9 protein-coding genes are annotated in these 11,282 nt (G+C 73.2%); 3 read left to right on the forward strand and 6 right to left on the reverse strand.

Annotation, left to right across the window (positions count from 1 at the left end; genetic code table 11):
• The first annotated feature begins 65 nt into the window (after positions 1-65).
• Positions 66-512, forward strand: a complete 447-nt coding sequence (locus FXF52_RS38655; protein WP_148804622.1) for an ATP-binding protein — start codon at positions 66-68, stop codon at positions 510-512.
• 429 nt (positions 513-941) lie between these two features.
• Here FXF52_RS38655 and FXF52_RS38660 read toward each other — a convergent pair whose 3' ends face one another.
• The 6 genes from FXF52_RS38660 to FXF52_RS38685 form a co-directional block, all read right to left on the reverse strand.
• Positions 942-1,163 carry a hypothetical protein gene (locus FXF52_RS38660; protein ID WP_148804623.1) on the reverse strand — a complete coding sequence of 74 codons (222 nt, stop codon included), beginning with the start codon at positions 1,161-1,163 and terminating at the stop codon, positions 942-944.
• A 341-nt stretch (positions 1,164-1,504) separates the two neighbouring features.
• A complete protein-coding gene (locus FXF52_RS38665; protein ID WP_148804624.1) occupies positions 1,505-2,761 on the reverse strand; it encodes a TIGR02679 family protein in 1,257 nt (418 codons plus the stop codon).
• Positions 2,758-6,897: a TIGR02680 family protein gene (locus FXF52_RS38670; RefSeq protein ID WP_222870914.1), complete on the reverse strand. Its 4,140-nt coding sequence runs from the start codon at positions 6,895-6,897 to the stop codon at positions 2,758-2,760. The genes FXF52_RS38665 and FXF52_RS38670 overlap by 4 nt, the downstream gene beginning before the upstream one ends.
• Positions 6,894-8,156, reverse strand: a complete 1,263-nt coding sequence (locus FXF52_RS38675) for a TIGR02678 family protein (RefSeq protein ID WP_148804625.1) — start codon at positions 8,154-8,156, stop codon at positions 6,894-6,896. The genes FXF52_RS38670 and FXF52_RS38675 overlap by 4 nt, the downstream gene beginning before the upstream one ends.
• Positions 8,153-9,841, reverse strand: coding sequence for a TIGR02677 family protein (locus tag FXF52_RS38680; protein WP_148804626.1), 1,689 nt, complete (start codon positions 9,839-9,841; stop codon positions 8,153-8,155). The genes FXF52_RS38675 and FXF52_RS38680 overlap by 4 nt, the downstream gene beginning before the upstream one ends.
• A gap of 8 nt (positions 9,842-9,849) precedes the next feature.
• Complete coding sequence (locus FXF52_RS38685; protein WP_148804627.1) at positions 9,850-10,077, reverse strand: hypothetical protein; 228 nt, start codon at positions 10,075-10,077, stop codon at positions 9,850-9,852.
• A gap of 402 nt (positions 10,078-10,479) precedes the next feature.
• Here FXF52_RS38685 and FXF52_RS38690 point away from each other — a divergent pair, with 402 nt between their 5' ends.
• Both FXF52_RS38690 and FXF52_RS38695 read left to right on the forward strand, forming a co-directional pair.
• Positions 10,480-10,866 carry a hypothetical protein gene (locus tag FXF52_RS38690; protein ID WP_148804628.1) on the forward strand — a complete coding sequence of 129 codons (387 nt, stop codon included), beginning with the start codon at positions 10,480-10,482 and terminating at the stop codon, positions 10,864-10,866.
• Positions 10,867-10,980: 114 nt separating this feature from the next.
• On the forward strand, positions 10,981-11,282 hold a 302-nt coding region (locus tag FXF52_RS38695; protein ID WP_222870915.1), incomplete at its 3' end, for a hypothetical protein.

Below are 11,282 nucleotides of genomic sequence, written 5' to 3' on the forward strand. Positions count from 1 at the left end.
TGGGACACAGGGCCCATTTCCAGCCCGTCACGGTCGGCTTGTCGGGGGCCTTACAGTGTCCGGTCATGGTCCGTGGGCTGGCCGACGACGCGTCCCACACACCGCCCGCTAGCAGCGCTGCGGCGGTGCTGCTGGCCGCCACGATCTCCGCGGAACGGGTGCCCGCACTGCGCCACGCCGTCACGGACGCCGCCGCAGCCGCCGGCCTCGCCGGCGAGGAACTGGAGGACTTCGTGCTGGCCGTGCACGAACTGGTGACCAACGCCGTACGTCACGGCGGCGGCAGCGGGCAGCTGCTCTTGTGCCACAAGGCCCACCAGCTGATCTGCCAGGTCACCGACCACGGCCCCGGCATGGCCGCCCAGGTACCCCGACTGCCCGACCCAGGCCAGCCTGGCCACCGCGGTCTGTGGCTAGCCCAGCACCTCACCGCCGGCCTCACCCTCGACAACAGCCCCGATGGGCTGACCGCCACCGTCGCCGCCCCGATTACCTGCGGACCGCCGACATGAACAAGCCGATCCTGCGATAGTGGCGCAGGGAGCAGCGCCGGCCGGACCCTGGTGGCGCTGTCAGGCGAAGTCGATGTCGCCCGCGCCGAGCAGTTGCACGACCTGATGACCGCCACACTGGTCGTCGACGTCGGCCCCTGGGGCGGCTGGCCGTCCTCGACTCCACGATCCTCGCCGTGCTCGTCAGCGCCTACTACGCCGCAAGCGACGCCGGCGGAACGCTGACGCTGCACAACCCCACCGGCCAGATCCGCCGAGAAGACGGCCATCTCCAGGCCCGGCCCGGATTCGGTCAGGCCAATCCGGGCGACTACGCGTACATCATCGGCGACGCCACCCGTGGGGTGGAGATCGAGCGGCTTACCAACTGGCGATTCGAGCTGTGGCGTCGGCCGGGAGCTGGCGTCGGCTGGGATCGCCATGGCGGGGTTACCCGGTTGTGCGGACGGGCAGCCACACCTGCACGTGACAGCCGGGTAGTCCGTCGCCCTCGTCCGGGTCGACGAAGGTGATCGTTCCGTGACGCAGCTGCACCACCCAGCGGGCGCGCCGGCAGTGCCCGTGCAACAGCTGCTCCGGCGTGGCGTGGCGGGCCCACTCGGCCGGCTGCCAGCACGTCTTGACCTCAAGATCGGACAGCAGCCCGGTCATGAATGCCGCCGCCTGGTCGAAGCAGGGCTGGCCGTCCCCGACGACGTCTGGGACAGCCGGCCGGGTCGGGACTGAAGCAGGTCGGCGTCAAGCTCGGCAACCAGGTCCTGGTAACGCCCCGCCCCGCGGCGCACCTGTGGATGGTTAGCGTCACGACCGGAGCGTTCACGGTCGGGGCCACGTCTTTGGCTGGAGGAACTGGATCTGGGAGGACGGCAGTTGTCTGTTGTTCTTGAAGCGGCGGTCCGGTCCGCCCGCTTTGTTGGTGTATTGCCGTGCCGTTGGTTGGCCCCGCCTTGGCGGTGGGCGAGTAGATCGCTCACCGGCAAGGCAGAGCCGGTTCAGGCACTCGAAAAGCCAGACAGATCGGCGAGGAGGTCGTCGAGGACGAGTTCCTCCTCCACTCGTACCCGGTGGCCCTGCATTGCGGCTGCGAGCTCGGGATCCCACGCCGCGTCCACCGGGCTGCCCGGCAGCGGCCGGGCGGAGCCGTGAACCGTGAGCGCGGCGAGGTAGTCCTCGGCCCGGTAGCGCCACGGTCGCCAGGGCAGCCGGGCGTGCAGCAGGTTGGCGATCCGTAGCCCGCCCCAGTCGAAGTCGCCGTGGTAACGCAGCTGGGCGCCGGCTGCCGTCAAGGCGGTGAGCAGGCGTAGCGCGGCCGTGGTGGGCTGCCCGCCGACGCAGACCAGCGGTGGGCAGGCCGGGCCGAGTTCGTCGGCTGCGGCGGCGAGCACGGTTGGGTTCTCGCAGGCGTAGACCTCGTCCGCCGTGAACGTCGGCTCGTCGCGGGTGAGTTGTCGCAGGGTGAGTACCACCGGTTCGCCGAGCGCCGCGGCTGGCCCGGCGAGGGTGTGCAGCCGGCAGCCCGGCTGGGTGGGCAGGTTGACCGCGAGTACCGTGGAGGAGAGTTCGTCGACGGTCACCCCGACTGCGTACCAGAGCATCCGGCGCTGCATGGCGGCCGACTCCGGCAGTGGTTCGCCGCCCCACCAGGTGGCCCGGATGGCCGAGCGGACCAGGGTTGCCAGCGGCCGGTCCGGGTCGAGGGCGTGCGCGTCGTCTGTGGTCCGCGCTGCCAGTCGGGTCAGCGGTTCGCCGGAGGCGGGCAACGCGCCGAGCACGGCCACCAGCTCGGCGGCGAGGCGGGCCGCCGCGTCCGGCGTGCCGGCCAGCCGGCGCAGCAGCGTGGCGGTTCCCGGATCGGCGCACCACCCGGCCAGCTCGGCACGGGCCTCGCCCAGCGCGGAGAGGGGCGCCAACGCGGCGCGCCACGCTGCTGCCTCGGCGGCCCGAACGTCGGCGAGTACGGTGACGGTCCCGGTCAGCGCCTCGACTGCGGCGGCCAAGCCCGCCGGGTGCATGCCGCTGCGCCGGACCACCTGGTCGAGCTCGTCCAGGTTGACCGTCAGGGTGCTGCCGCGGCCGGGCGGGCGACCTAGTAGCCCTTCGACGGCCCGGCGTTCGTCCGGGCTCGGTTGGTCGAGGGAGAGCGTGCCGGTCAGCGGCTGCCCCCGGGTGAGCCGGCGGCGTAGCCGGTGGAGCAGCCGCCCGGTCTCCGGGCCGCCGAGCTGCCGCCGCAGCCGATCCAGGTCCGTCACCCGAGCTCCCAGAGCCCCGGTGCCCCGGCCGGTTCCTGATCCTCGGGCTCGGGGTCGCGCTGGTGCGGGGGACGCGGCTCGGGCTCGGGAAGGGTCATCAGCCGCCGTTCCCGGCCATCCCACCGCCACGGTGTGACCAGGACGGCGTCGATGCCGTCGTGGCGGGCCAGCTGGGCGATGCCCAGGCCCGGGACCTGCGGGTAGCAGCCCCACTCCCGTTCACTGGTCATCACTACGTCTAGGTCGAAGGTGGCGAGCAGGCCGAGGCACTTGGCCCGGGAGTCGTCATCGACCCCCGCGAACGCCTCATCCAACGCGATCAGCCGGGGCGCGTGCGAGTTGCCCGCCGACCCGTAGTACGAAGATGCCGCAGCGAACAGCGGCACGCTCGCGGCAAGGACCCGCTCGCCGCCGGAGGCCGGACCGGTCGCCGGTCGCCACTGCCCGTCCTGATGGCGCTGGATTGCGAACTCGTGCCAGGCCCGGTAGTCCAGCGCCCGGGCGAGCTGCTCGGTCCAGGTCGCCGCCTCGTCGCGCAGGCGTTCCCGGTTGATCTGCTCCTGTAGGAACGCACCGACCGCGCGCCGGTCCTCGTCGTTCCACACGTCGGTGCTCTGCCGCAGCTGCCGGGCCCGCAGTTCGGCCAGCCCGGCCGGGGCGTCCCGCGTCGGCCGCCACAACAGCCGCAGCCGCATCCCGGTGGAGGTGGGGCGGCTGTCCAGCTCGGCGTTCATTCCGTCGACCTGCCGCTCGGCGCCGACGATCAGCTCCTGCAACGCCCCGGCGACCTCGTTGACCAGGTGCGTCTCTAGCACCTCCCGCTCGTGGGCGGAGAGCAGCCGCTGCCGTTCGTTGATCTCGTCGACCAGGGCGGCGGAGAGGTCAGCGATGCTGCGCGTGCTGCCCTGGAAGGTGACCTCGACGACCATGGTCTCCTCACGGACTGTGGGCAGCACCTGGTGCCCGTGTCGGGAGAGGCTGTCGGTCAGCGTCTTGAGTTCGACGCTGACCTGCTGCTGCAGCCGGTCCCAGCGGCGGTCGTCGTCGTCCGCGTCGGCGAGTTCCCGTTCGATGCCGCGGGCCAGGGTCACCGCCGGGGTCGCCGCCCACGGCTGCGTCAGCTCCGGCACGTCCAGCCCGGGGCAGACCAGGGCGATCAATCCCGTGCCGGCGAAGGCGCGCAACCCGTCGACGGCGGCATCGCGGCCGGCGGTTGCCTCGTCCAGTTCCGCGTGGAGGCGCTCGCGCAGCCCGTCGGCCCTGCCTCGGGCGTCGCGGGCCGCTGCTTCCTGCCGGCCGGCCTTCCGGCGCTCCCGTTCGCACTCGTCGAGCAGCGCGGCTGCCTCGGCGAGGCGCCGTTCCAGCTCGGCGACGGAGGCACCGGCCGTGGCGTCGAGGGTCTCGTGCTCCACCCGCGCGGCGGTCGCCGCGTCGCGGGCTCGGGCCGCGTCCGCCGCCGCCGGTTCCAGCCGCTCCAGCAGCTCCGCGTGGCGGCCGGCCGTCTCGTCGTGGTAGCTGGACGCGGTCCGCGCGGCGGTTACCGCAGGCCACCAGGCGGCGAGCGCGATCTGGTACGCGTGCAGCCCGTCGCGAACCACGGCCAGCTCGTTGACGTCGTACGGCAGGTCCACGTCGGCAGCGAACTCGGCGGCCTCGGCCACGGCGGCGCTCGCCTCGGCGTGGCGCTGGCGCAGCCGCCCGTCGGCCTCCTCCCGCCGAGCGACCGTGTCGCGGCGGGCCTGGTGGGCGCTGCGGATCAGGGCGTGCGCCTCGCGCAGCGGTTGGTCGGAGGGAAGCCCTTCCGCCTCTGCGGTGATCCGGTCGCGCCGGTCGCGCAACTCATCACGCGTCTCGGCGATCGTGGTCAGTGTCGCCGAGAGCCGGTCGATCTCGTCCCGTAGGTGGCCGATCCGGGCCTGGCGGTGCGCCTCCCGGGCGCCGTCGCCGATGTGTTCCGCTGCCGGCTTGGCCCATCGCCCGGCGAGGATCCCGTTGCGGAAGGCGCCACTTGCGTCGACCCAGGTGGTCGCGGCCGACCCGGCCCCGACGCCGATCGCGGCGAGCACGGCCGCGACCGCCTCGTCGGTCAGTGCGGCGCAGCCCGGATCGGCGCGGTCGATCGCCGGGTGCAGCAGCGTGCCCAGATTCGCGGCGGCCGGCGGGCCGGGGCGCAGCACGGCGTCCCCGGTGACTGGGTCGCGCAGCGCGCCGTCCGGGTCGAGCCAGGCGTCGAGGATGCCCGCCGCCTCCAGGGCCGACTCGATCCCGGCCCGCTCCTGCTCCGTCACCTCTGGCGCGAAGTCGACGACCCGCCACAGTGGGGCGCCGGGCCGGTCCAGCCGTGCCGCGTCGGACCGGGTGTACGGCGCCGGCGGTGGCCGGTGCCCGCCCTCTTCGAGCCCTCGAAGCTCGTCCTCGTCGCGCGCCAACTCGGCCCGCGCAGCGTTTTCCTCGACGTCGAGGGCGGCGTCGGCACGGGCGAGCGTTTCGAACGCGGCCCGGGCGGCGCGGGCCGTCTCCCGGGCCGCCGGGTTCTCCCCGGCCAGGCTCGCGACCCAGAGCTCCAGCTCGGCGAGCACCGCATCGGGGTCGCCGACTGGCAGCTCGACCAAACCGGTGAGGTGTGCCCGGGTCTGCCGGACCAGCACCTCGCCGGCCTCGGTCGCGGCCGTCTCGACGTCCCCGATGTGCAGGTCGGCGGTGGCAACCTCGGCGTCGAGCCGATCCACCTCCGCGCGGGCCCGCTCGGCCCGATCCCTCGCGGCGTCGGCGGTGCTGCGCAGCCCGTCGAGAGTACGCAGCGCGGCGCGTCGCGACCCGATCAGCTCCTCGGCGGCCCGGGTCGCCTCGTCGACACCGTACGGCAGGGCCGCCACCACCCGGGCCGCGTGCCGGTCGCCGATCCGGGCCGTGACGGCCTCCTGGGCCGCCCGGTCCCGGGCCGCCGCCTCGGCCTTCTGGGCGTCCCGCAGCCGCCGGGCCGCGTCCTGTGCGTCCCGCCCGGCACGGGCCGCCTCCGCCTGCACCTCGCCGAGCCGCCGCTCCTGCTGACCGGCGATCAACTCCCGGTCCCGGGCGAGCTCGGCCAGCCGGCGCAGGTGGTCGGCGGTCCGCGCCTCCGGGCTGTCCCGCAGCGCCTGGAGCCGGGTACCCAGCTCCTGCGACCGGGCCGCCAGCTCGTCGATGCGAGCCAGCGCCTCGGTCAGGTCGGCGTCGGCCTGCTCCCAGCCGCGCTGGGCATCGGCGAGGTCCCGGCCGAGGTGCTCGTACCGGCTGTGGTGCTGACGCAGGACGGCGGCACGGCGACGGGTCGCCACCCGGGCGTACTCCCGGTAACGGGTGAGGAAGTCGTCGGCGGCGCGCTTCGTCTCGGCGAGTTCGCGCAGCGTCTCCCGTTCGCCTTCGAGTCCCCGGAATGCCTCGGCGACCTGAGTGATCAGGTTCTCGTCCAGCGGCGGCAGCGCGTCGCTCAGCGCCCGGGACAGGCTCTTCTCGTCCGGCCGCTTCGACAGCTGCGGCTGCCGAAGCCGGATCAGCAGGGAGACCAGCGCCTCGTAGCGGTTGCCGAGCCCGAACAGCGCCTCGTCGACGGCCCGCCGGTAGTCGACCGCCCGGTCATAGACCATGCCGGCGGTGCCGACCGCGTCGCGCAGCCGGTCACGAGCCAGGGCGGTGCCGGTCGGGCTGATCAGCGCCAGGTCGACGCCGACCCGTTGGCTGGTGACGAAGAACCAGTGCCGGGCGATGCCCCGACCGGCGACCGCCTTGAGGCCGCAGCCGATGGTGACGAAGTGGTCGCCGTCGCGGTCGCGGCGGCCGAACTCCAGCCAGGTGTAGCCGAGCCGTTCCGGGTGCGGGTGCTTGCCGCCGAGCAGCAGGTTCCACTCCATCCGCTTGTTCGGATCCCCGTCGGGTTCGACCCGGTACGGCGCCAGCTCCCCGTCGAGCAGGAACGGCAGGGTCAGCGCCAGCACCTTCGACTTACCGGTGCCGTTGTTGCCGCGCAGCAGCAGGCTCCCGCCGTGGAAGTGGAACTCCTCGTGGTCGTAGTAAAAGATGTCGACCAGTCCGGCGCGCAGCGGCTGCCACCGCTGCCTACTCGGCTGCGGCAGCGTCTCGGTCAGGGCAGCGGTCACGGCGCGGTTTCCCCCTCGCGGTGAGAGATGTCGGGCCTCGGGCGCGCAGTGGGCGCGGTGCCGGAGGCGGGTTCGCGGATGGTCGGCTGGGCCAGGGCGTACCGGGCGATCGCCGGGCGGGGTAGCACGAGCGGGTCGTCGGCCGGTTCGACGGTGACCAGCTTGAGCGCGCGCAGCGCGTCGAGGGCCGTGGCGACCAGCTCCACCTCCGCGCCGGGGTCGGTGGCGTGCTTGCGCCAGTACGACCGGTGCTCGCGGGCCAGCTCCCGGGTGTGCCGCTGCAGGTCGCTGACGCGTAGCCTGTGGTCGCTGGCGGCGATCCGCTCAGCCAGTAGCAGGGTCAGGTGGCTCTGCATCCCCTCGGCTGGCATCCGTACGTCGGTGAGCTCGTCGTCGGGGTCGACCATCGCGATCCCCTCCCGCCGTACCTCGGCGACCAGGCCGGTGAACGAGGTGATCCGGGTCAGTAGCGCGTGCCGCTGGCTCGTCAGGTACGCCCGTTCCGGCTCGGTGAGTTCGTCGTAGTAGACCACCGGCTGCTCCAGCAGCAGCCGGGTCAGCCGGTGCCGCAGCGCCCGGTTGCGAGCGTCGTCGACGTCCGGTACCACCTCCAGCGTCAGCGCCGCCAGCCGATCGTCCGGAGTCGCCCCGTCGAGCATTGACGGCCCCCGGGTCGTGGCGAGCAGACCAGCGATGACGGGCCGGTCCACGTCGTAGAGAACATCGCCGCCGGCGCCGAGGTAGGCCTCCTCGTCTCCGGCGACCCGGCGCACCACCCCCCAATGCAGCAGCAGGCGGACCACTGCGACCATGTCGGCCCGCCGTTCCCGGCGGTCCAGCCCGAACGTGAAACCGGTCGCGACCAGCGCCGGGTCTGCTGCCGCCGTGACCACCTCCTCCGCCAGCCGGCCCAGGGTGACCTGCCCGTCGGCCCGGTCCAGCGCGGCCAGGGCGAGACAGGTGAGGACGTACCGCTGGCGGGAGAAGGGGGTACGGGAGCGCGGGTCCCGGGCCGGATGGGTCCCGTCGGACGGGTCGGCGGTCACCTTCATCAGCCGTACCGTCTGGGCGTCGGCGAGCAGCCGCCAGCCGGTCTCCCGGTCGAACCATTCGCGCAGCTCCGCCGCGTATGCCCGGACCAGGCGAAACTCGTCGTCGGCGGTCTGACCGGCGACCAGCAGCGGGCGGGCGAGCAGCAGCCGGGCCGCCCGGCGCTTGCGGGCCTCGGGGACATCCTCGGTGGCGCCGCGTGCCCTCACCGGGCGGCCCCGACCAGGTCGACGATCTCGATGAGGTGCTCCGGGCCGGCGAGGACCCCGTCCTCGGTGACGATCCGGACCGGCGCGCCACCGGCGATCCGACGCAGCCGTATCGCCATCGTCCCGTCCGAGGTGGTGGTCTCTACCTCCGAGTGGTTGGGGCGGCTGGCCGCGAGGGCGTCGCCGAGCAACTGGAGGAAGAGCCGGAACTCGGCGGAGTCGAGTCGGGCCAGCTCGGAGAGGGCGACCGGGCCGGGAGTGGCCAGCGCGGTGCGGGCGCGAGCGGTCTGCTCCGCCTCGTGTCGCATCCGCTCGGCGAGCAGGCGGCGTTGCTCGGAGCGATCGATCACCCGGTTCGGCGAGCCGCGCCGCTCGTACGAGCCGGTGCGGCGCAGCCGAGGGCTGATCTCCAGCCGCGGGGCCTGCGCCCACAGGGTGGCCGCCGCCACCGGCTGCTGCTCGGTGACGGCGAGCGTCTCGGCGGTCACGGTGAGATGCCGCGCGGGGGAGAGGCCAAACGCCGTATGCCAGAGCCGATGCGCCGCCTCATCATCGGGCGCCTGCGCGAACCAGAGGGCGAGCCGGCGAAAGTCGGCGGTACGGTCGGAGCGTCCGGACCGTCGTTCGTTGATCGCCGCCACCGTGCCGAGCAACTGCCGGATCGCCCCGATCGCGGCCGTCCGCAGCAGCCGGGCCTGCGACGGGCGGCTCCCGTCAGCGCTGACGAACCAGTCCCGTAGTCCGGCCCAACGCTGCCGCCATCCGTCGAGCGCCTCGCCGACGGCCGCGTCATGGCGGTGGGGGCCGTCCGCGTCCGCACCGACGTCGTCCGTCACGCCGGCAGCGGCCCGCACCCGGCTGCCGGCTGCCGGGGCGGCCTCCGCCCCGGTGCCGGTCGCGTCCAGCTCCGTCCCGGTGCCAGTGCCTTCGGGTACCGGTACCTCGGTGGGAGCCGCGTCGGCGGCCTCGCGTCGTGCCGCCACCAGCAGCAGCGGGGCCACGCCGGCCGCCTCGATCTGCCGGGCCAGCAGCGCGATCTCTGCGCCCCGGTTGGCCAGATCCGCGATGAACCGTTCCAGGTAGGCGATCAACTGTTCCTTGTACGCCAGGAACGCCGCCACGTCGGCGTCGGCGAAGTCGATGGCCCGGCGCAGCGACGCCATGAACGCCTGCGCGTTGTCGGCCAGGCCGGTGAACCGGTCGACGAGGCTCATCATCAGCAGGTGGGTCTTGGCGGCGTCCGGGAGTTCGCCGGCTGCGGTCGACTCGGCGACGACCAGCAGCGCCCGCAGCTGCTCCGCGATGTCGGACAGCGCGACCGACTGCAAGGCCCCGCGCCGCCCGAGCGCCGTCTCGTAGGCGGCGACCGCCTGCTCGACCGCGTGTCCCTCGGGGCTGAGCTGGTAGAGATAGCGGGCCCGGTGGAAGTCCTCGACCGTGGTGACCCGGCCGGTGTCCGGGTCGGCGCGCAGGTTGCCCCACTCGGCGAGCTGGTCCAAGGCGGCTCGAATGGTCTCTAGTGACGAGCCGGCGCCGAGCTCGGCGACGACGTCCTCAGGGCGCAGATGCACGGTGAACCGCTGCTTAGCCCGGACGAAGACGTCGAGAACCTGTCGGTACAGGGTCGCGTGCTGTGCCTGGAGGTGGGCGAACGGCTGCGCGGTCGAGCTGGTCCCGAGAGGCATGGACCCCATCATCGCATCGCGTCCGGTCGCCCGGCCGCAGCCGGGTAGCCGGCATTGTCGAGCTGGTTGAGCAGGTCGGTCACCTCGTGGTGCAGGCGACGTAGCTCGGCCGCGGCCTGCGCCAGCTCGTAGCCGCAGTGGTGTACGGCACGGGACAGGGCGACCCAGGCGAACGCGACGCACAGCGCGACGTCGACGCCCGGCCCGCGCCGGCCACGCAGATCAGGGGTGACCACCCGTCGAGGGGCCCAGGGGAACACGGGAGTAGTCCCGACACCGCGCCCCGGGGCTACTCGGCGGGCTCTGGTCGGACCGCTCCTGCAGACGTGGAAGGCGAAGCATCTGTCGGATTCGGCCAAGACCTGGCCGCATCGCTGCCGCACTGCTCACATCCGCGCCGCAGCCGAACCGAATGCGCCGGCCGCCGGCCGTGGGGACGGGACATCCCGCCCGCCTGCCCGATGAGCGGCAGTCCACCTGCGGTACCTCGGTCCGGCGGCTGGCCAACCTGACGGCCCCAGTGTCGCCGGGAGCCCCGGACCCGGCGGTCCCGAATCAGGGCTTGGCGGAGATCGTCGGCGGCGTGGCGATAGTCTGCAACCAACGATGCCCGTTGGCTCGGAGGTGAGGCTCGCACTGTGGGTACCGGTTACGAACCGATGAGTCTGGCCCGGCTAGCCACCCATCTCGCTTCCGCGGGCACCGATCAGATCCGCTGGAAGCTGGTGTGGGAGTTCCTGGAGGAGTACCGCTGGGAGCCGGCTGAAACCAGGATCGATCTGTTGCAAGATGAGCCTGGTCTGACCGGAGACGCGCGTTGGGATGCGCTGCTTGCGGCGCTCGCGGAGCACCTGCTCGCACAAGAGGATCTTGCGCCGCCCGCGTGGGTCGAGGCACGGGTGCTGCGCCGGGCCTGGTTCCCGGCCGAACTGGCCATCCACCGCGCCGACGCCTTGGCCTGGGCGCCGGCCGCGTTCCGGAAACACGGCGTCTACCTCTCCGTTCACGACCTGGCCGCGGCGTGACCGGGGCGGACGGCGTCCTGATGGGGCGCGCAGATCTCGAGCGCGCGTACACCCGCCTGGGCGAGAGCCTCGTCCGCCGTGGGGTCGTCGCTGACATCTCGTGGTGGTGCCGCGATGGCGCTGGCCTACGACGCGAAACGGGTGACCAGGGACGTCGATGCGATGTTCGTCCCGCACGGCGTCGTCCTCGACGAGGCGCGTGCGGTGGCCGACGAACTGGGACTGTCCCCGTGGTGGCTCAACGAGCAAGCCAGCGTCTATGTCTCCGGCAAGGATGACCCGGGTAGACGGCGCGTCTTCGACCATCCCGGGCTACGCGTCATGGCGGCCTCGCCGGAGCACATCTTCGCGATGAAGGCACTCGCGGCGCGGGCCCGCGACGTGGACGATCTTCGCACCTTGGCGGCGCTGGCCAA

The organism is Micromonospora sp. MP36, from assembly GCF_008119785.1.
Classification (GTDB): domain Bacteria; phylum Actinomycetota; class Actinomycetes; order Mycobacteriales; family Micromonosporaceae; genus Micromonospora.